At 71.4% G+C, this 19,807-nt stretch carries 20 protein-coding genes and 2 riboswitches; of the genes, 4 read left to right on the forward strand and 16 right to left on the reverse strand.

The genetic code is table 11. The features are described from left to right. Positions 1 to 26: 26 nt before the first annotated feature. Together ABD230_RS04930 and ABD230_RS04935 are read right to left on the reverse strand one after the other, a co-directional pair. Positions 27 to 428, reverse strand: coding sequence for a DUF6113 family protein (locus ABD230_RS04930; protein ID WP_344369872.1), 402 nt, complete (start codon positions 426 to 428; stop codon positions 27 to 29). Beyond that, entirely contained in the window at positions 425 to 550 is a 126-nt protein-coding gene (locus tag ABD230_RS04935) for a hypothetical protein (protein WP_344369873.1), read from the reverse strand. The genes ABD230_RS04930 and ABD230_RS04935 overlap by 4 nt, the downstream gene beginning before the upstream one ends. 183 nt (positions 551 to 733) lie before the next feature. Here ABD230_RS04935 and ABD230_RS04940 point away from each other — a divergent pair, with 183 nt between their 5' ends. After that, positions 734 to 1,546, forward strand: coding sequence for an enoyl-CoA hydratase/isomerase family protein (locus ABD230_RS04940; RefSeq protein WP_344369875.1), 813 nt, complete (start codon positions 734 to 736; stop codon positions 1,544 to 1,546). A gap of 25 nt (positions 1,547 to 1,571) precedes the next feature. Here ABD230_RS04940 and ABD230_RS04945 read toward each other — a convergent pair whose 3' ends face one another. From ABD230_RS04945 to ABD230_RS04970, 6 genes are all read right to left on the reverse strand, one after another. Further along, entirely contained in the window at positions 1,572 to 2,426 is an 855-nt protein-coding gene (locus ABD230_RS04945; protein WP_344369876.1) for a M23 family metallopeptidase, read from the reverse strand. A 176-nt stretch (positions 2,427 to 2,602) separates the two neighbouring features. Then, positions 2,603 to 4,507 carry a translational GTPase TypA gene (gene typA / locus ABD230_RS04950; protein ID WP_344369878.1) on the reverse strand — a complete coding sequence of 635 codons (1,905 nt, stop codon included), beginning with the start codon at positions 4,505 to 4,507 and terminating at the stop codon, positions 2,603 to 2,605. 223 nt (positions 4,508 to 4,730) lie between these two features. Then, positions 4,731 to 6,500, reverse strand: a complete 1,770-nt coding sequence (locus ABD230_RS04955) for a dipeptide ABC transporter ATP-binding protein (protein WP_344369880.1) — start codon at positions 6,498 to 6,500, stop codon at positions 4,731 to 4,733. Beyond that, complete coding sequence (locus ABD230_RS04960) at positions 6,497 to 7,447, reverse strand: ABC transporter permease (protein ID WP_344369881.1); 951 nt, start codon at positions 7,445 to 7,447, stop codon at positions 6,497 to 6,499. The genes ABD230_RS04955 and ABD230_RS04960 overlap by 4 nt, the downstream gene beginning before the upstream one ends. Next, positions 7,437 to 8,366: an ABC transporter permease gene (locus tag ABD230_RS04965; RefSeq protein WP_344369883.1), complete on the reverse strand. Its 930-nt coding sequence runs from the start codon at positions 8,364 to 8,366 to the stop codon at positions 7,437 to 7,439. The genes ABD230_RS04960 and ABD230_RS04965 overlap by 11 nt, the downstream gene beginning before the upstream one ends. A 183-nt stretch (positions 8,367 to 8,549) precedes the next feature. After that, positions 8,550 to 10,169 carry a peptide ABC transporter substrate-binding protein gene (locus tag ABD230_RS04970; RefSeq protein WP_344369884.1) on the reverse strand — a complete coding sequence of 540 codons (1,620 nt, stop codon included), beginning with the start codon at positions 10,167 to 10,169 and terminating at the stop codon, positions 8,550 to 8,552. 211 nt (positions 10,170 to 10,380) lie between these two features. Between ABD230_RS04970 and ABD230_RS04975 the strand changes: the two genes are divergently transcribed. Continuing rightward, positions 10,381 to 11,148, forward strand: coding sequence for a CPBP family intramembrane glutamic endopeptidase (locus ABD230_RS04975; RefSeq protein WP_344369885.1), 768 nt, complete (start codon positions 10,381 to 10,383; stop codon positions 11,146 to 11,148). On the opposite strand, the gene ABD230_RS04980 is transcribed toward ABD230_RS04975, so the two are convergent. After that, complete coding sequence (locus ABD230_RS04980) at positions 11,094 to 11,570, reverse strand: hypothetical protein (RefSeq protein ID WP_344369887.1); 477 nt, start codon at positions 11,568 to 11,570, stop codon at positions 11,094 to 11,096. The genes ABD230_RS04975 and ABD230_RS04980 overlap by 55 nt on opposite strands. A 138-nt stretch (positions 11,571 to 11,708) precedes the next feature. Here ABD230_RS04980 and ABD230_RS04985 point away from each other — a divergent pair, with 138 nt between their 5' ends. Further along, positions 11,709 to 11,894, forward strand: a complete 186-nt coding sequence (locus ABD230_RS04985; protein ID WP_344369888.1) for a hypothetical protein — start codon at positions 11,709 to 11,711, stop codon at positions 11,892 to 11,894. 34 nt (positions 11,895 to 11,928) lie between these two features. Here ABD230_RS04985 and ABD230_RS04990 read toward each other — a convergent pair whose 3' ends face one another. The 3 genes from ABD230_RS04990 to ABD230_RS05000 form a co-directional block, all read right to left on the reverse strand. Continuing rightward, complete coding sequence (locus ABD230_RS04990) at positions 11,929 to 12,456, reverse strand: COG4315 family predicted lipoprotein (protein WP_344369889.1); 528 nt, start codon at positions 12,454 to 12,456, stop codon at positions 11,929 to 11,931. A gap of 93 nt (positions 12,457 to 12,549) precedes the next feature. Beyond that, complete coding sequence (locus ABD230_RS04995) at positions 12,550 to 13,284, reverse strand: anti-sigma factor (protein ID WP_344369890.1); 735 nt, start codon at positions 13,282 to 13,284, stop codon at positions 12,550 to 12,552. Further along, entirely contained in the window at positions 13,281 to 13,787 is a 507-nt protein-coding gene (locus ABD230_RS05000; protein ID WP_344369891.1) for a sigma-70 family RNA polymerase sigma factor, read from the reverse strand. Before ABD230_RS05000 ends, ABD230_RS04995 begins: the two co-directional genes overlap by 4 nt. Before the next feature lie 86 nt (positions 13,788 to 13,873). On the opposite strand from ABD230_RS05000, the gene ABD230_RS05005 reads away from it, so the two are divergent. Beyond that, a complete protein-coding gene (locus ABD230_RS05005) occupies positions 13,874 to 14,356 on the forward strand; it encodes a DUF2231 domain-containing protein (protein ID WP_344369893.1) in 483 nt (160 codons plus the stop codon). A 117-nt stretch (positions 14,357 to 14,473) separates the two neighbouring features. Here the strand turns inward: ABD230_RS05005 and gcvP are convergent, their stop codons facing one another. The 4 genes from gcvP to ABD230_RS05025 form a co-directional block, all read right to left on the reverse strand. Then, positions 14,474 to 17,368 carry an aminomethyl-transferring glycine dehydrogenase gene (gcvP, locus tag ABD230_RS05010; RefSeq protein ID WP_344369895.1) on the reverse strand — a complete coding sequence of 965 codons (2,895 nt, stop codon included), beginning with the start codon at positions 17,366 to 17,368 and terminating at the stop codon, positions 14,474 to 14,476. A gap of 59 nt (positions 17,369 to 17,427) precedes the next feature. Beyond that, positions 17,428 to 17,799: a glycine cleavage system protein GcvH gene (gene gcvH / locus ABD230_RS05015; protein WP_344369896.1), complete on the reverse strand. Its 372-nt coding sequence runs from the start codon at positions 17,797 to 17,799 to the stop codon at positions 17,428 to 17,430. Positions 17,800 to 17,850: 51 nt separating this feature from the next. Next, complete coding sequence (gene gcvT / locus ABD230_RS05020; protein ID WP_344369898.1) at positions 17,851 to 19,029, reverse strand: glycine cleavage system aminomethyltransferase GcvT; 1,179 nt, start codon at positions 19,027 to 19,029, stop codon at positions 17,851 to 17,853. Between the two features lie 47 nt (positions 19,030 to 19,076). Beyond that, positions 19,077 to 19,182, reverse strand: a riboswitch (glycine riboswitch). 1 nt (position 19,183) lies between these two features. Further along, a riboswitch (glycine riboswitch) is annotated at positions 19,184 to 19,291 on the reverse strand. Positions 19,292 to 19,415: 124 nt separating this feature from the next. Next, positions 19,416 to 19,688: a DUF4242 domain-containing protein gene (locus tag ABD230_RS05025; RefSeq protein ID WP_344369899.1), complete on the reverse strand. Its 273-nt coding sequence runs from the start codon at positions 19,686 to 19,688 to the stop codon at positions 19,416 to 19,418. Between the last annotated feature and the right edge of the window lie 119 nt (positions 19,689 to 19,807).

Below are 19,807 nucleotides of genomic sequence, written 5' to 3' on the forward strand. Positions count from 1 at the left end.
CCCTTCGGTGATGCTGGACTGCCAGTCTATGCGCGACGCGCGTCGCGTGACGGCAGTGAGGGAAACGCGACGACCAGGACGGCGATCAGCACCGGGCCGACGGCCCAGATCGTGCCGACCACGCCGTCGACGACGAGCACGGATCCGCCGGGGCCCGGCAGCGAGAGAAGGCCGACCATGGCGACCACCCCGACCGCCGCGGCGACCGACGCCGCGCGACCGCCGGCGACCGTGCGGATGCCGATGAGGAGGGCCGCGACGCCGACCAGCCCGACGACGAGGCCCCACGGGATCGACACGTCGCCGACCTGCCATGCCTGCCGGTGCCCGATCGTCGCGATGGTGCCGTAGAGCGCTCCGACGAGGAACGCGATGACGAGCGTCCCGATCCGTGCGCCGATCGAGGGGCGCTCCGCCTCGGCGTTCACGAGGCCGACGCCCGGGTGCGCATCGTGCGCGCCGCGCCGCGGAACGAGGGGGATGCCGCGGCGACCCGCTCGGGGACGCGGGCGGCGACGGCGAGGGCGTCGCACGGACGGAGGTTGGGCATGGGCGGAGTCTATCCGGCGATCCTCGCCGGGCGCCGGGTGCCGGGCGGTGGGCGCCGGGGGCCGGGCGGTGGGCGCCGGGGGCCGGGCGCCGGGGCCGGGGACGTCGCGCGGGCGGGCCGGCCGCCGCGATGCCGTAGCGTGGTCCGCGGTGCGGCCGCGTGCCGCGGGAAGGACGATCGAGGATGACCGAGCAGCCCGGAACCGACGAGGTGCGCCCGCCCGTGCGCGTGGAACGCGACGGCGTCGTCGCGACGGTGGTGATCGACCGCCCGAAGGCGCTCAACGCCCTCTCCCCCGACGTGCTGCGCGCGCTCGCCGCGGCGTTCGACGAGCTCGCCGCCGAGGGCGACGCCGTGCGCGGCGTCCTCGTGGTCGGCGAGGGCGGTCGGGCGTTCGTCGCGGGGGCCGACATCCGCTCCCTCGCGACCCTCACGCCCGAGGAGGGCGCCGAGTCGGCGCGGCTCGGGCACCGGGTCGCCGCGGTGATCGAGGCCTTCCCCGCCCCCGTGATCGCGTGCGTCGACGGCTTCGCGCTCGGCGGCGGCCTCGAGCTCGCGATGGCGTGCGACATGATCTACGCGACCGACGCCTCGGCGTTCGGGCAGCCGGAGGTGCGGCTGGGCCTCATCCCGGGCTTCGGCGGCACGGTCCGCCTGCCGCGGGCGGTCGGCCTGTCGTTCGCCAAGGAACTCATCTACACGGGTCGGCGGATCGACGCCGCGACGGCCGAGGCGGCCGGCTTGGTGGCGCGCCGGTTCCCCGACCGCGAAGCGCTCCTCGCCGGGGCGCGCGCGACGATCGACGAGGTCGCGCAGAACGCCTGGACGGCCGTCGCGCTCGCGAAGCGCGTCCTGGTCGAGGCATCGGGGACGCCGACCGCGACGGCGTCCGATCTCGAGGTGGCCGGCTTCGCCGACGCGTTCCGGACGGACGACATGCGGGAGGGCGTCGCCGCGTTCATCGAGAAGCGCGAGCCGAGGTTCTCCGGCCGCTGAGCGCCCGGGAGACGGACGGGCGCGGTCAGCCCGTGACGTGGCCGTTCAGCCAGGCCATGCCGTCGAAGCGCACGCCGTCGGCCCCGTACATCTCCAGGTGCAGGTGCGGACCGGTCGACTGGCCGGTCGTGCCGACGGCGCCCAGTGGCTGGCCGGCGCTCACGCGCTGGCCCACCGACACGCCGAGCGACCCGTACTGCATGTGCGCGTACAGCGAGGTGATGACGACGCCGTCGATGTTGTGCTGGACCTCGACGTAGACGCCGAGCCCGCCGCCCGACTCCGTCGCCGTGATCACGACGCCGTCGGCGATGGAGCCGATGGTCGCGCCGACGCCGGGGTTGAAGTCGATCCCGTCGTGGTTGGTCGAGCACCCCGCGCAGGGGGCGTTGCGGGGGCCGAAGCCGTCCGAGGTCCGGGACGGGTCCACCGGCCAGACGACGCGGTCGGACTGCAGGAGCGAGACGTTCCCGAGGCCCGCCACGCTGGACTCGATGGGCGGCGGGGCCGCCTCCACGTCCCAGCCGCCGACGTCGATGGGCTCGAGGGCGACCTCGGAGCCGACGTCGAGCGTCTGCGGCCGCTGGCTGATCGTGTCCTCGGCCGGCGCGTACACCGAAGCGCGGACCTCAGTGTCGGTCGCCGTGACCGCCAGCGCGGGCACGCTCGTGGAGAGCAGCATGCCGCCGGCGAAGGTCATGGCGCCGAGGGTCATCGCCGGGCGGAGCATCGCGACGGCGCGACGACGGCGGGGGGCCGTGGGGGCGGCGCCGGTCACGGGCTCGGCCGCGTGGGTGCGGGGGACGGGCGTGGGCGTGGTGGCGGCGCGGCGGTACTGGGGGCGTCCGGCCGCGCGTCGGCCGTGCTGGGGGTGATTCATATGCGGGGGAATGAAAGCTCAGGTAACGGTTGCGTAACGAGTCATCGGGTTTCGAAGAACCCGACAACCATACGAGGGCGTTTCTGTGAGCTTCCTCAATCGCACCCGCCTGCGGCGCCGCAGACGACGAGGGGGATGCCACTGCACCCCGCGGCATCCCCCTCGAACGGGTTCCGTCAGCCCTGCTTCTTCAGGCGCGAGGCGGCCCGCGCGCGGGCCGTCGCATCGAGCTCGACCTTGCGGATCCGCACGGCGGTCGGGGTGACCTCGACGCACTCGTCCTCGCGGGCGAACTCGAGGCACTCCTCGAGCGAGAGCTGGCGCGACGGCGTCATCGACTCGAAGGTGTCGGCCGTCGACGAACGCATGTTCGTGAGCTTCTTCTCCTTCGTGATGTTCACGTCCATGTCGTCGTTGCGCGAGTTCTCGCCGATGACCATGCCCTCGTAGACCTCCTCGGTGGGGTTCACGAAGAAGGTCATGCGCTCCTGGAGCGCGATGATCGCGAACGGCGTCACGACCCCGGCGCGGTCGGCGACGATCGAGCCGTTGTTGCGCGTGACGATCTGCCCCGCCCACTCGTCGTAGCCGTGCGAGATCGCGTTCGCGATGCCCGTGCCGCGCGTGGTGGTCATGAACTCGGTCCGGAAGCCGATCAGGCCGCGGCTCGGCACGACGAACTCCATGCGGACCCACCCGGTGCCGTGGTTCGACATGTTGTCCATACGGCCCTTGCGGGCGGCGAGGAGCTGCGTGATCGCGCCCAGGTACTCCTCGGGTGCGTCGATCGTGAGGTGCTCGAACGGCTCGTGCAGCTTGCCGTCGACCTGCTTCGTGACGACCTGGGGCTTGCCCACGGTGAGCTCGTACCCCTCGCGGCGCATCTGCTCGACGAGGATCGCGAGCGCGAGCTCGCCGCGGCCCTGCACCTCCCACGCGTCGGGGCGGCCGATGTCGACGACACGGAGCGAGACGTTGCCGACGAGCTCGCGGTCGAGGCGGTCCTTCACCATGCGCGCCGTGAGCTTGTGGCCCTTGACCTTGCCCACGAGGGGCGACGTGTTCGTGCCGATCGTCATCGAGATCGCGGGCTCGTCGACCGCGATCACGGGCAGCGGGCGCACGTCCTCGGGGTCCGCGAGCGTGTCGCCGATCATGATGTCCTCGAAGCCCGCGACCACGGCGATGTCGCCCGGGCCGGCGCTCTCGGCCGGGAAGCGGTCGAGCGCCTTCGTGAGGAAGAGCTCGGTCACGCGCACGTTCTGGACCGAGCCGTCGTGCTTGACCCAGGCGACGGTCTGGCCCTTCTTGATGGTCCCCTGGAAGACGCGCAGGAGCGCGAGGCGACCGAGGAAGGGCGACGCGTCGAGGTTCGTCACGTGCGCCTGCAGCGGGTGCTCGTCGTCGTAGGTCGGAGCGGGGATGTGCTCGAGGATCGCCTCGAACAGCGGCTCGAGGTCGTCGTTGTCGGGCAGGGCGCCGTTCTCGGGCTGGGTGCGGCTCGCCGCGCCGTTCCGGCCGGACGCGTAGACGACGGGAACGTCGAGGATCGCGTCGAGATCGAGGTCGGGGACGTCGTCGGCGAGGTCCGAGGCGAGGCCGAGGAGCAGGTCCTGGCTCTCGGCGACGACCTCGTCGATGCGGGCGTCGGGCCGGTCGGTCTTGTTGACCAGCAGGATGACCGGCATGCGTGCCTCGAGGGCCTTGCGGAGGACGAACCGGGTCTGCGGGAGCGGACCCTCGCTCGCGTCGACGAGGAGTACCACGCCGTCGACCATCGACAGGCCGCGCTCGACCTCGCCGCCGAAGTCGGCGTGGCCCGGGGTGTCGATGACGTTGATGGTGACCGGGGACCCGCCCGCGTGAACCCCGTTGTACGAGATCGCCGTGTTCTTGGCGAGGATCGTGATGCCCTTCTCGCGCTCGAGCTCGTTCGAGTCCATCGCGCGCTCCTCGATGTGCGCGTGCGCGTCGAAGGAGTTGGTCTGCTGGAGCATCGCGTCGACGAGCGTCGTCTTGCCGTGGTCGACGTGGGCGACGATCGCGACGTTGCGCAGGTCGTTGCGGGTGGCCTTGGCCATGGTGAGGTCCTCGCGTGGCCGCCGGGACCGGGGTCCGGGGCGGCGCGGATCGGCAGCGCGGTCGCGCTGGATGGGAGTCGGTGGGAGCGCGACGAACCGATGCACACGGGTCGCGCCCGTCCAGCCTACCGCGTCGCCCGCCCCGCCCGCCGCGACGGGCGGGAAACGCCGGACGCCCGGCCTCCGAAGCGGAGACCGGGCGTCCGGTGCAGTGCGTCCGGCGCTAGGCGCCGAGCTTGAGGTTCGCTCCCGGGATGGCCGCGAGGAGGTCCTTCGTGTACTGCTCCTTGGGGTTCTCGAACACCTCGTCGGTGGCCGCCGCCTCGACGATGCGCCCCTTCTGCATCACGCAGACGTCGTCCGCGATGACGCGCACGACCGCGAGGTCGTGGGTGATGAAGAGGTACGTGAGGTCGAGCTCGGCCTGCAGGTCGGCGAGCAGGCGCAGGATCTGCGCCTGGACGAGCACGTCCAGCGCCGACACGGCCTCGTCGAGGATGACGATCTCCGGCTTCAGTGCGAGCGCGCGCGCGATGGCGATGCGCTGGCGCTGGCCGCCCGAGAGCTCGTTCGGGTAGCGGCCGACCAGGGTCCGCGGCAGCGAGACCTGGTCGAGCAGCTCGAACACGCGCTCACGGCGGGACTTCCGGTCGCCGACGTCGTGCGTCGAGAGCGGCTCCGCGATCGTGTTGCCGATGTTGCGCAGCGGGTTCAGCGACCCGTACGGGTCCTGGAACACCGGCTGCATGCGGCTGCGCAGGTTGAAGAGCTCCTTGCTGCTGACCTGCTCGAGGTCCTTGCCGCCCACGATGATCTTGCCGCTCGTCGCGTCCTCGAGCTTGAGGAGCATCTTCGCGACCGTCGACTTGCCCGAACCGGACTCGCCGACGAGCGCCATGGTGGTGCCCTTCGGGATCTGGAACGACACCTTGTCGACCGCGGTGAACTCGCCGGACCCGCGGATCTTGAAGACCTTGGTGAGGTCCTCGACGATCACGGCCGGCGGCTTCGACGCGAGCGCCTCGTGCGCCTCGGCGCGCGCCTCGGCGGTCGCGATGAGGTCGATCGCGTCGGTCGTCGTGCCGGCGTCGGCGTCGGTGCCCGCGCTCTCCTCCGCCTCGGTCTGCGCCGTCGACTTGATGCGGCGCGAGGCGAGGCTCGGCGCCGCGGCGACGAGCCGCTTCGTGTACGGGTGCTGCGGGTTCTGCAGGATCTCGAGCGACGGACCCGACTCGACGACCTTGCCCTTGTACATGACCACGAGCTGCTCCGCGCGCTCCGCGGCGAGGCCGAGGTCGTGCGTGATGAACAGCAGGGTCGTGCCGAGCTCGCGGGTCAGCGACTCGAGGTGGTCGAGGATGACGCGCTGCACCGTGACGTCGAGCGCCGAGGTGGGCTCGTCGGCGATCAGGAGCTGCGGGTCGGCCGCGAGGCCCATGCCGATGAGCACGCGCTGGCGCATGCCGCCCGAGAACTGGTGCGGGAACTGCTTCAGGCGGCGGTCCGCGTCCTGCAGGCCGGCCTGCTTGAGCACCTCGATGGCGCGCGCGCGGACCTCCTTGCGGCCGCTCGCGATGCCGTTCGCGCGGATGCCCTCCTCGACCTGGAAGCCGATCGACCAGACCGGGTTCAGGTTCGACATCGGGTCCTGCGGGACGAAGCCGATCTTGCGACCGCGGATGTCCTCCATCTCGCGCTTCGACGCCTTCGAGATGTCCTGGCCGTCGAGCAGGATCTGGCCGCCGGCGATCCGGCCGGAGCCGGGGAGCAGGTTGATGATCGCGTGCGCGGTCGTCGACTTGCCCGAGCCGGACTCGCCCACGATCGCGAGGCTCTGGCCGCGGTAGAGCGTGATGTTCACGCCGTCGACGGCGGTGACCTTGCCCTCCTGGGTCGTGAAGTCGACCTGGAGGTCCTTGATCTCGAGCAGCGGGCGCTCGGCGGTGTCGGTGGTGCTCTGCTGCACGTCGGTTCCGTTCACGGTGGAGGTCATCGCAGCGCCCTCGCCTTCGGGTCGAGTGCGTCGCGGACGACCTCGCCGAGCATGATGAAGCTCAGCACGGTGACCGACAGCGCGATGGAGGGCAGGATCAGGGTCTGCGGGTTCGTCCGCAGGTCGACCTGGGCCTGGCTGATGTCATTTCCCCACGACATGGTCGACGACGGCAGGCCGACGCCGAGGAACGACAGGGTCGCCTCCGCGACGATCGCCGATGCGAGCGAGATCGTCGTGATCACGATCACGGGCGCGATCGAGTTCGGCAGCACGTGACGGAGCAGGATGCGGAACCGGGTGACGCCGACGGCCGTGGCCGCCATGACGAAGTCGGAGTTCTTCACCCGGAGGATCTCGGCCCTCAGCACACGGGCCGTCGCCGGCCACGCGAAGATGCCGATCGCGAGCGAGATCGTCCACACGCTCACGTACTGCGAGAGCACCGACATGATGACGACGGCCGCGAGGATGTAGGGGATCGAGAAGAAGATGTCGCCGAGGCGGGACAGGACCGCGTCGACCCACGTGCCGTAGAAGCCCGCCAGCGCACCGAAGAGGATGCCGAGGAAGGCGACGATGAACGTCACGATGAGGCCGACGGACAGCGACGTCGACGTGCCGTAGATGATGCGCGCGTAGATGTCGCAGCCCTGGCGGTTGTAGCCGAGGACGCTGCCGCCGCCGGGGCCCTGGTTGCTCAGCGAGAGCTGGCAGTACCGCGGGTCGAGGCTCGTGAACAGGGTCGGGAACAGGGCGACGATCACGATGATGAAGATCATCACGGCGGAGACCCAGAACATGGGCCGCTTGCGGACGTCGCGCCAGGCGTCGCGCCAGAGGTTCGAGGGCTTGCCCTCGGCCTTGACCGAGTCGATCGCGACGAGCGGGGTCTCGTCGATCGGCGCGACGAAGTGCGCCTGGGTGGGTCTGGTGTTACTTGGCATAGCGGATCCTCGGGTCGAGCACGGCGTACAGGAGATCCACCAGCAGGTTGATGACGAGGTAGATCAGCACCATGACGGTCACGAACGAGACGACGGTCGGTCCCTCGCCGCGGATGATCGCCTGGTAGAGCGTGCGGCCGACGCCGGGCACGTTGAAGATGCCCTCGGTGACGGTCGCACCGACCATGAGCGTGCCGAAGTCGACTGCCAGGTAGGTCACGACGGGGATGAGCGAGTTGCGCAGGATGTGGATGGGGACGATCCGACGACGGGACAGGCCCTTGCTCGCGGCGGTGCGAACGAAGTCCTGGCCGCCCGTATCGATGACCGACGCCCTTGTCAGTCGAACGATCTGGGCGAAGCTGATCGTCGCCAGCACGATGGCTGGCATGATCAGGTCCTGTATCGGTGCGCCCGGTCCGACGGTGGTCCGGAACAACCCGAGTTGGATGCCCAGGACGAACTGCGCGACGAACGCGACGACGAAGATCGGCAGCGAGATCAGGATGAGGCTGATCACGAGGAAGCTCGCGTCGAAGATGCCGCCCTTGCGCAGGCCCGAGACGAGGCCGATGGTGATGCCGGCGACCATCTCGAAGAAGACCGCGAGCACGGCCAGGCGGAGCGTCACGGGGAACGTCTCGGCGAGGATGTCGCCAACCGGCTGTCCCGAGAACGAGACACCGAAGTCACCGCGGAAGATGCCGCCGAGGAAGAGCAGGTACTGCACGATGAACGGCTGGTCGAGGTTGTACCGCTCACGGACGGCCTCGAGCACCTGGGGCGGGGGGGTCTTGTCGCCGAACAGGGCGACGACGGGGTCGCCCGGCATGGCGAAGACCATGAAGTAGATCAGGAAGGTGGTGCCGAGCAGCACAGGGATGGCCTGCAGGAGTCGGCGCGCGATGTAGCCGGCCATGGATCAGGCCCCGCGATCTGCGTGTGTAGACATTGTTGAAGAAACCTCACCGTTAAGGGAGTGCGCACACACGATGTTACGCGCCTCGGCACACCCCGGATACGTGGGAGTGGGGCGGCGATCCAACGGACCGCCGCCCCACGGGCGTCAGAGAGTCTAACCCTCGGATGCCCCGACCGAGAATTACTCGCTCTTGGTGACCTGGAAGTACAGCGGCACCGAGTTCCAGCCGAACTCGACGTTCTCCACCGACTCGCTCCAGGCGCCGTTCACCGTGGAGTACCAGAGCGGGATCGCGGGGAGGTCCTCGAAGAGGATCTCCTGCGCCTGCTGGAACTTCTCGATGCCAGCGTCGACATCGGTCTCGCCGAGGCCTTCCTGGATCAGCGCGTCGAACTCGGGGTTCGAGTAGTCACCGTCGTTCGAGCCGGCGCCGGTCACGTAGATCGGGCCGAGGAAGTTGGAGAGCGACGGGTAGTCGGCCTGCCAACCGGTGCGGAACGCGGTCTGGATGGTGCGGTCGGTGACCGCGGTGCGCATCTCGGCGAACGTCGGGTACGGAGCACCCGAGGCGTCGATGCCGAGCTCGTTCTTGATCTGGTTCGTCGTCGCGTCGACCCAGCCCTGGTGGCCGCCGTCGGCGTTGTACGCGATCTGGAACGAGCCCTCCCACGGGCTGATGGCGTCGGCCTCGGCCCACAGCTCCTTGGCCATGTCGCCGTCGTAGTCGAGCACGTCGCTGCCGGGGATGTCCTCCGAGTAGCCGTCGATGACCGGCGACGTGAAGTCGTGGGCCGGGGTACGGGTACCCGAGAAGATCACGTCGGTGACCTCCTGGCGGTTGATCGCGTGCGAGATCGCGGCGCGGCGGAGCTGGCCCTCCTCACCCTCGAAGTGCGGGAGGCGCTCCGGGATGGTGAAGGACTGGAAGATCGCAGCACCCTGCGTGATGGCACGGTCGCCGAACTCGTCCTGGAAGGTCGAGAGCGCGCTGTCCGGGATGGCGTCGAGCACGTCGAGGTTGCCACCCTGCAGGTCGGCGTACGCCGCGTCCTGCGTGGCGTAGAAGATGATCGAGAGACCACCGTTGGCGGCCTGGCGGTCACCCTGGTAGTCCTCGTTCTTCACGAGGTCGATGCGCTCGTTGTGCTTCCACGCGCCCTCGCCGTCGAGCATGTACGGGCCGTTGCCGATCGGGTTCTCACCGAAGGCGTCCAGGTCCTCCCAGGCCGCCTCGGGGAGCGGGAAGAAGGCCGAGTAGCCCAGTCGGAGCGGGAAGTCCGACTCCGGCTGCTTGAGGGTCACGGTGAAGGTCTTGTCGTCGACGACCTCGAGGCCGGACAGCTCGTCCACGTTCTCGTCGTAGCTGAAGCCCTCGATCGAGTCGAAGAAGTAGCTCGAGAGCTGCGCGTTGTCGAGCGCGGCGCCGTAGTTCCAGGCCTTGACGAACGACTCGGCGGTGACGTCCTCGCCGTTCGTGAACGTCTGGCCGTCCTTGATCGTGATCGTGTACGTCTGCGCGTCGTCGGTCTCGATCGACTCCGCCATGTCGTTGTGCGGAGCACCCTCGCCGTCGTAGTAGACCAGGCCAGCGAAGATCGAGTCGAGGATCTTGCCGCCACCGGTCTCGTTGGTGTTGGTCGGGATCAGCGGGTTCTGGGGCTCGGAACCGTTCGTGGTGATGATCGCGGTGCTGTCACCCGCGGGTGCGGTCGGCTCGCTGCTGGACGAGCAACCGGCGAGCGTGAGCGCACCGGCCGCCGCAAGAGCAATGGCGGCAACGCCGATTCTCTTGATCTTCAATGTTCCTCCTGTGAGATGAGCGCACGACTGTCCGATTCGTGGTCGAGCAGGGGGCGCTGGTAGGTGAATCGAGACTATAAGCGGCTCCGGGCCGAACAAACTTCACGGCGGAACCGTTACCGAGGCGCAATCTTGCGAGCCGCCGGTGCGCAGATGAGCATGCGCCGACGCACGATTCTTGCGCGTTGCGCGCCCGTGCGAGGATTGCCGCATGGCCGACGCCCGACGACGCCTGCGCATCGAGATCGCCATCGTGCTCGCGCTCTCACTCGGCGCCTCGGCCGTGTACTCGATCGTCGCGATCGTGGCCCGCCTGACCGACGAGCGGCCGCTCGCGCAGCAGAGCGCCGCGCTCAACCAGTCGCGCTCGGCGCGCGAGTGGCTGGACTTCACCTACCAGTTCCTCGACGTCGCGTTCGGGCTCGCGGTCGTCGCCCTCGTCCTCTACCTCCTCTGGCAGCCCGGTCGCAGCCCCTTCCGACGGATCGGCTTCGACCTGACCAGGCCGGGTCGCGACCTGGCCTCGGGCGTGCTGCTCGCGGCGGTCATCGGCGTGCCCGGACTCGCGCTGTACGCGGCCGGCCGAGCCCTCGGGTTCAGCGTCGCCATCGTGCCGCAGCCGATCGACACGCACTGGTGGACGGTGCCGATCCTCGTGCTGGCCGCCCTGAAGGCGGCCCTCACGGAGGAGCTCATCGCCGTGGGCTACCTCTTCACCCGGCTCCGGGAGCTCGGCGTGGGCCCGTGGGCGACCATCATCTCGAGCGCGCTGCTGCGCGGCAGCTACCACCTCTACCAGGGCTTCGGCGGGTTCGTGGGGAACGCCCTCATGGGCGTCGTGTTCGGCTGGGCCTACACGCGCTGGGGCCGCACGATGCCGCTCGTCATCGCGCACTGGCTCCTCGACATCGTGTCGTTCGTCGGCTACCCGCTCGCGGTCGGGTGGTGGCCGGCGCTGTTCGCGCCGCCCGCCGACTGACCGACGGGCTGCGTCGGGCGGCCCGGTCGGGGCGACGGATGCCGCGGCCGCGGCGCCTCGGCGACGTGGCGCGACCCGGCGAGCGCGACGACCGTCGCGGGCATCGGCGGGAGCACCTCCTCCGGCGGCTCGACGCGCAGGTCGGAGTCGTTCGCGCGGACGCGCGCGCCCTCGATCCAGCTGCGCCGGCCCGGCGTGCACACGGTGGAGAACTGCTCGGCCCCGCCGTAGAAGCCGCTGCGGGTCATGTCGCTGAACGACTCGGCGCGACGCAGCGCGTCGGCGAGCCCCGGGTTGCGGCGGTCCAGCATTCCGGCGCGCTGCTCGAGCCCGGTCATGCGAGACGCGCCGATCGTGCAGCCGACCATCACGCCCACGAATCCGAGCGTGGCGAGCGTCGCCACGAGGTCCATCGGGATCATGCGCACCCCCCTTAGTGCGAGTGATCCTCAGTGTACTCCCGGGCACCGACGACGGGACCGCCCGGATGCCGCGCCGACGCGGTCGGCGCACGCTGGCCGAGGCCGTCGCGAACGGCCCCGCCAGGGAGAAGGAAGACCATGGACCTCGCACACGCCGCACATGCCGGCGGCCTCGCCGCTCGCCGCACCGAGCGCCGGTTCTCCGCGACCGAGGCGGAGGTCCGCGAGGCCGAGCAGCGCGTGCTCCGCCGCCGGGCCGCCGCCGCGGAGTCGCGCATCGTCTACGTCGAGCGCGGCCGCCACGCGGCGCCGCGGACCGCCTGACCGCCGCGCCGCGCGGCCGGATGGAGCCGCGCCCTCAGCCGCGGACCGGCTCGCCCGCCGGGGTGAGCACCCACCAGACGCCGTTGACGCCCTGGCCGGCCGTGTCGCCGGCCGCCGCGTCGCCCGCGAAGTAGTAGAGCGGCCATCCGTCGAGCGTGAGCTGCGGTTCGCCGTCGATGCCGGTGATCGAGCCGACCTCGCCCGTGACGCCGTCGAGCTCCACCGCTGCGGCGTCGCCGTGCACGGCCGGCCAGTTGTCGGCGCACTGTCCCTCGCAGGTGGATGCGTCGCCGCCCTGCGTGTCGCTGTCGAACTGGTACACGGTGGTGCCGTCCGAGTCGACGACGATGGTGCCGAGGTCGGAGTCGGCGGTCGAGAGCCCGGTGATGCCGGACGTGTCGTCGTCGGACGGCGACTCGGTGGCCGCGGTGTCGCCCGGCGCCGACTCGCTCGACTCCACGCTCGACGAGCTCGATGCGCCGTCGTCTCCGGCGGCGCATCCGGCGAGCCCGAGCAGTGCCGCCGCAGCGACCGCGACGCCCAGCATGATCCTGGAATCCATGGGAACCCCTCCGTTCGAGGATCGCGAGGTGCGATCACCCGAGACACGAGACGGGTGCCGCCGCGGTTCACCGCGGTCCGGCGGGCGGTCCGTTCAGGGGAGGTCGGCCTCGAGCTGCGCCTCGCCGGTCGCGAGGGCGCGCACCTCGATCGAGACGAGGTCGTCGCGCTCGAGCGCGGTGCCCGCGTCGAGCCTGACGACCTGCCCCTGGCCCGCATGCCAGGTCGACACCTGCGTCTCCTCCCCCGCGGCATCCGTCAGGTAGAGGCCGTACTCCCACGTCTCGCCCTCCCCCGTCCACTCGCCCGTGCCGTACCGGCAGGTGATCGACAGCCGGGTGCCCCACGGCACGCTCGCGACCGCGACCGACGCCGTCAGCGGGGTGTCGCCGACCGGCTCCATGGCGACCACCTCCGCGTCGCCGCGCGGGAGCGTTGCCGTCACGATGCCCGCCACGACGGCCGCCACGAGCAGCACCGACGCCGCGATCGCGGCGAGGAGGCGCACGCGGCGCGGCCCCGCTCCGCCGATCCGAGCGGGTGGGGCGCCCGTGCGGGCGATCGCCGGGGCGGGCACGGCGGGCGCCTCCGGACCGGCGACCGGGTCCGTGCCCGGACGGGCCGCGGCATCCGCCCCGCCGACGGCCTCCGCGGCCTCCGCATCGAGCCTGGCGAGCAGGCCGGGCATCGGCGCGAGCTCGGCGACGGCGGCACGGCACCGCTCGCAGCCATCGAGATGCGCCTCGTACGCTCGGCGGTCGACCGGCGTCAGCGCGCCGAGCACGTACGCGGCGTCCCAGTCGACGTAGCGCTCGTGGTCGTCGTTCACCGGGTCACCCCCTTCTCCTGCAGTGCGAGGCGCAGCGCGCGCAGCCCGTAGTGGAGCCGCGACTTGACCGTGCCCTCGGGGATCCCGAACCGGTCGGCGAGCTCCGCGGTGCTGCGTCCGCCGTAGTACGCCTCGACGATGACGGCGCGATGGTCCTCGCTGAGCGAGGCGAGCGCCTCCTCGACGATGAGTCGCTCGAAGAGGGCGTCGGTCCGGTCGTCGACGGCGCGCTCGGGCGGGTCGGGCGTGCCGAGCTCGTGACGTCGACGGGCGCTGCGCTGCTCGTCGACCACGAGGTGCCGCGCGACCGTGAACATCCAGGCGCGGGTGTGCTCGGGCCCCTCCGCCATGATGCCCGGCGTCCGCCAGGCCCGCAGCAGGGTCTCCTGCACGACGTCGTCCACGCTCGCGCTGCCGCCGGTCAGGTGCATGACGTAGCGGCGGATCGCCGGCGCGTGCGCGTCGTGCAGCGCCCGCAGCGCGGAATCGTCGTCGCTCGGCATGGCACCTCCACCGGGACCACGAGGCCGGCGCCCGATCGGTTCACCCTGCGGATGAACCGGAGGCCGATCGGTCTCGTGCCCTCGGTATGGACGATATCTCCGAACTCATCGGGCTTCCGCTGCATCCGCTGCTCGTCCACGCCCTCGTCGTGCTCGTGCCGCTCGCCGCACTCGCCCTGATGCTCGGCCAGTGGTGGCCCGCGGCGCGTCGGCGCCTCGGCATCCTCACCTTCCTCGCGACCCTGGCGGTCGCGGTGCTCGCCCCGGTGACGATGCAGGCCGGCGCGGACCTGCTCGCGCGCGTCGGCCCGCTCCCCGGCACCGCGCAGCACGAGCAGTTCGGTCGCGCCGTGCCGATCTGGACGACGGCGCTCTTCGTCGTCGCGGCGGCCCAGTGGACCTGGTTCCGGGTCGGCGTGCCCGCGCTCGCCGAGCGTCGCGGCATCCGGGTGGCCGGGAACGTCGTGCTGGGCGTCGCGGTCGCCGTCGTCGGCGCAGGCAGCGTGGTCGCGGTGGTGCTGGCCGGCGACTCGGGCGCGCGGGCGGTGTGGGGCGGGATCTTCGGATGACGGGAGCGGGCGCGGTCGTGATCGACCGCGCCCGCTCCCGTCGAGTCGTCGGCGCTTACGCGAACGCCGAGACTGCGTCCCGGCGCGATGCCGCTGCGCTTCCCATCGAGGCGTCCGCTACGCGAACGCCTCGATCGGCGGGCACGCGCACACGAGGTTGCGGTCGCCGTACGCCTGGTCGATGCGGCGGACGGGCGCCCAGTACTTGTTTCGCACGAGCGAGTGAACCGGGTAGACGGCCTGCTCGCGCGTGTACGGGTGCGTCCACTCCCCCGCGATGACCGACTCCGCGGTGTGCGGGGCGTTGCGCAGCGGGTTGTCCTCCGCCGGCCACTCGCCGCGCCCGACGGCGTCGGCTTCGGCCTTGATCGCGATCATCGCCTCGACGAAGCGGTCGAGCTCGCCGAGGTCCTCCGACTCCGTCGGCTCGACCATGAGCGTGCCCGCGACCGGGAACGACATCGTCGGGGCGTGGAAGCCGTAGTCGATGAGGCGCTTGGCGACGTCGTCGACCGTGACGCCGGTCTCGGCCGTCAGCGGACGAAGGTCGAGGATGCACTCGTGCGCCACGAGCCCGTTCTCACCCGTGTAGAGCACCGGGAAGTGGTCGCGCAGGCGTGCGGCGACGTAGTTCGCGGCGAGCACCGCGGTCGCGGTCGCCTGCTTCAGGCCCTCGGCTCCCATCATGCGGACGTAGGCCCACGAGATCGGAAGGATCGACGGGCTGCCGTAGGGCGCCGCCGAGACCGGCCCGCCGCCGTGCTCGACGCCCCCGGCGTGGTCGGCGCGCTGCGCCATCGGGTGGCCGGGCAGGTGGGGCGCGAGATGCGCCTTCGCCGCGACCGGGCCGACGCCGGGGCCGCCGCCGCCGTGCGGGATGCAGAACGTCTTGTGCAGGTTCAGGTGCGACACGTCGCCCCCGACGTCGCCGAAGCGGGCGAAGCCGAGCAGTGCGTTGAGGTTGGCGCCGTCGATGTAGACCTGGCCGCCGGCGTCGTGCACGGCCTGCGTGATCGACTTCACCTCGTGCTCGTAGACGCCGTGCGTCGACGGGTAGGTGATCATCAGCGCGGCGATGTGCTCGGCGTTCGCGGCGATCTTGGCGCGCAGGTCGTCGAGGTCGACGTTGCCGAGCTCGTCGGTCGCGACGACGACGACCTTCATGCCTGCGAGCACCGCCGACGCGGCGTTGGTGCCGTGGGCGCTCGACGGGATGAGGCAGACGTCGCGCTCGGCGTCGCCGTTGGCGAGGTGGTAGCCGCGGATCGCGAGGAGGCCCGCGAGCTCGCCCTGGCTGCCCGCGTTGGGCTGCAGCGAGACCGTGTCGTAGCCGGTGACCTCGGCGAGCCACGCCTCGAGCTGCTCGATGAGCCCGAGCGAGCCGACCACGTCGGCCTCGGGCGCGAACGGGTGCAGGTCCGCGAACTCGGGCCACGTGACGGCCTGCATCTCGGTCGCCGCGTTGAGCTTCATGGTGCAGGAGCCGAGCGGGATCATGCCCCGGTCGAGCGCGTAGTCGCGGTCGGCGAGCTGCTTGAGGTACCGCATCATCTGCGTCTCGGAGTGGTGCGAGTTGAACACCGGGTGCTCGAGGTACGGGGTGGTTCGGCGCATCGCCTCGGGCAGGCTGGCCGGCAGCTCGCGCAGCGGGACCGGGACCTCGACGCGCTCGCCGAGGCCGAACGCGTCGACGACGAGCGACAGCTCGGCCTCGGTCGTGGTCTCGTCGACCGCGACGTGGACGGTCGCCTCGTCGGCCTCCCACAGATGGACGCCGAGCTCGCGGGCGCGCTCGACCACGTTGCGGGCGAGGCCGGGCACGTGGACCCGGATCGCGTCGAAGTACGCGTCGTGCTCGAGCGTCAGCCCGTAGCCGGTCAGCGCATCGGCGAGGGCCTTCGCCTTCGCCGCGGTGGTCACGGCGATGTGGCGGATGCCGCGCGGCCCGTGGTACACGGCGTACATCGACGCCATCACGGCCAGCAGCACCTGGGCGGTGCAGATGTTCGACGTCGCCTTCTCGCGGCGGATGTGCTGCTCCCGCGCCTGGAGGCTGAGCCGGTAGGCGGGGTGGCCGGCGGCGTCCTGGGAGACGCCGACGAGCCGTCCCGGGAGCTGTCGCTCGAGGCCCTTGCGCACCGCCATGTAGCCGGCGTGCGGACCCCCGAAGCCCATGGGCACGCCGAAGCGCTGCGACGTGCCCACGGCGACGTCGGCGCCGAGCTCGCCCGGGCTCGTGACGAGCGCCATGGCGAGCAGGTCGGCCGCGACGACCGCGAGCGCGCCCTGCTCCTTCGACGCGGCGATGATCGACGACGGGTCCCACACGCGACCCGACGCGCCGGGGTACTGCACGAACACGCCGAAGTGCTCGCCGAGCGCCGCGACATCCGTCGTCTCGTCGAGGTCGGCGACGACGAGCTCGATGCCGACCGCCTCCGCGCGCGACGCGAGCAGGGCGTGCGTCTGCGGCAGCGCGTCCGCGTCGACGACGAACCGGTTCGTGCGGTTCTTCGACGCGCGACGTGCGAGCAGCATGCCCTCGACGACCGCCGTGCCCTCGTCGAGCATCGACGCGTTGGCCGTGTCGAGGCCCGTCAGGTCGGCGACGACGGTCTGGAAGTTGATCAGCGCCTCGAGCCGGCCCTGCGAGATCTCGGGCTGGTACGGCGTGTAGGCCGTGTACCAGCTCGGGTTCTCGAGCACGTTCCGCTGGATCACCGCAGGCGTGATGGTCCCCGAGTAGCCGAGGCCGATCATCGAGGTGCGCACGGTGTTCGCATCGGCGAGGGCGCGCAGCTCGGCGAGCGCCTCGCGCTCGGTCGCGGCAGCCGGGATCGCCGAGTCGACGACCTCCTGCATCCGGATGGCGCTCGGCACCGCCGCATCCATGAGCGCGTCGAGCGAGTCGTAGCCGAGCGCCGCGAGCATCCACTCGTGGTCGCGCGGGGTGGTGCCGATGTGGCGGCGCCCGAAGGCGTCGACGTCGAAGGCCGGGGAGGTGCTGGGCATGTGCGTGCTGGTTTCCTTGTCGCGGGTCGCGGTGCCGGGCGGGCCCGGCGGAGGGGCGACTACTCGCCCGTGAGGGCGCGGTACTCGTCGTGGCTGAGGAGGGCGGGCAGCGAGGTGGTGGTCACCTTGAGCAGCCATCCGTCGCCGAAGGGGTCGCTGTTGACGAGCTCGGGCGAGTCGACCACGGCCTGGTTCGACTCGACGACCTCGCCGTCGACCGGGGCGAACAGCTCGCCGACGGACTTCGTCGACTCGATCTCGCCGACGACCGTGCCGGCGGCGACCGTGCTGCCCGGGTCGGGCAGGTCGACGTAGACGACGTCGCCGAGCTTCTCGGCGGCGTAGTCGGTGATGCCGATGGTGACGGTGTCGCCGTCGACCTTCACCCACTCGTGCTCGGCGGTGTACTGCAGTTCGCTGCGATCGGTCATCAGGTGCTCCTCGTGCTGGTCGTGTGGTGCGGTGCGGGTCCGGCGGGGCGCCTAGGCGCCGCGCTTGTAGAAGGGCAGTGCGGTGACGGATGCCGGCATGCGCGTGCCGCGCACGTCGACGAAGAGCGCGGTCCCCGCCTCGGTGAGGTCGGGCGCGACGAACGCCATCGCGACCGGGTGGCCGAGCGTCGGCGACAGCGCGCCGGACGTGACCTCGCCGACGCGGCGGGCGTCCTCGCCGTCCCCGTCGAACACGGCGTAGCCGGCGCGCGGGGCGCGGCGCCCCTCGGCCGTCAGGCCCACGAGCACCGGCGCGTCGGCCGCGGGGCCCTGCTCGATCGCCTCGCGCCCGACGAAGTCGCCCTCCTTCGAGAGGGCGACCACGCGGCCGAGGCCCGCCTGCACGGGGAAGATGTCGCGGCCGAGCTCGTGGCCGTAGAGCGGCATGCCCGCCTCGAGGCGGAGCGTGTCGCGGCTCGCGAGCCCGCACGGCACGACGCGCGGGCCACCGGTCTCGCGCAGCGCGTCCCAGAGCGTCTTCGCGCGATCGGGGGCGACGTACAGCTCGAAGCCGTCCTCGCCGGTGTACCCGGTGCGGGCGACCAGCACGGGCTCGCCCTCGAACGTGGCCGGCAGGGCGCGGTAGTACTTCAGCGCGGCGACGGCGGCGACGAAGTCCTCCTCGTCGTTGCCGGGGCCCTCGATGCCGAAGCCCTCGGTCTGCTGGAGCACCTCGAGCGCGTCGGGTCCCTGCAGCGCGATGAGCGCGATGTCGTCGGACTCGTCGAACACCTCGGTCTCGAACGGCGCGGTGCGGGCGCGGAGCTCCTCGGCGACGACGTGCCGGTTGGCCGCGTTCGCGACGACCATGAAGCGGTCGGGCCCGGTGCGGTAGACGACGAGGTCGTCGATGACCCCGCCGTCGCGCGCGAGCAGCAGCGAGTACTTGGCCTGGCCCTCGGCGATCGCGGAGAGCTTGCCGGCGAGCGCGTAGTCGAGCGAGTCGGCGGCCTCCGGCCCGACCACGACGATCTCGCCCATGTGCGAGAGGTCGAAGAGGCCGGAGTGCTCGCGCACCGCGTGGTGCTCGGCGAGGTCGCTGGAGTAGCGGACCGGCATCTGCCAGCCGGCGAAGTCGGTGAACGAGGCGCCTTCGGCGCGGTGCACCTCGTCGAGGGGGCTGCGGCGCTCGGTGGTGCCCTGGTCGGTGGTTCCGGGTGCGTCGGTCACGAGTTCTCCTGGATCGCGCGGATCGCGCGGCGGTCGCCGCTGGAAAGAACTCCCCCTCTGTCATGGGCCTGAGAGCTTCGCGACGCCCCGGGGAGCTGTGCTTTCACCTTCGGCGGGAGGTCCGCCGGGGCGGCATCCGCTTTTCAGAGTCGGCCTCGTCATCGCGGTGATGCGACCTGAGAGATTGGCGGGGAGGCTTGCTCCTTCGGTGCCGGTCGGCCTCCGTCTGGACGGATTCCGCCGGCTCTCCCGCGATGCGTCGATGGCCCGGTATGAGGTTGTCGGGGGCAGTCTACCAACGCGCGCGCGTCGCGCCATGCACGCGCGGGCATGCACCGCGCCCGCCCGACATCGGGGGTCGGGCGGGCGCGGTGCGGCGGTCGTGCTCAGAAGGTGAAGTACGGGTCCAGCACGCGGACCTCGGTGATGCGGTCGACGGGGAAGCTGTTCAGCTCCGCGGCCGCGCGGATCGCTTCCGGGTCGGGACCGTCGTACACGCAGAACGTGTGCTTGGTGTCGCCCGTGACGTACGAGTGGAGCCAGGTGACGCCGCGCTCGGCGTTCCGGTCGACGACCTTGAGCATGGCCGCCGCGCCCGTCGCGTCGGGCGGCACGGAGAGGCCGTCGGGGAAGGTCCGTTCGACGATGTATCGGGGCATGCGCGTCTCCTCGTGTTCCGATGACCGGCCGTCGAGCCCGGTGCCCGTGGTCCGGTGCGGGAACGCTACGGCCGCGCGGGGCGGCGGGACATGGGCGGGATCGCCCATGTTCGGACCTC

Origin of the sequence: Agromyces tropicus (assembly GCF_039531345.1) — a bacterium.
In the GTDB taxonomy this organism is placed as follows: Bacteria; Actinomycetota; Actinomycetes; order Actinomycetales; family Microbacteriaceae; genus Agromyces; species Agromyces tropicus.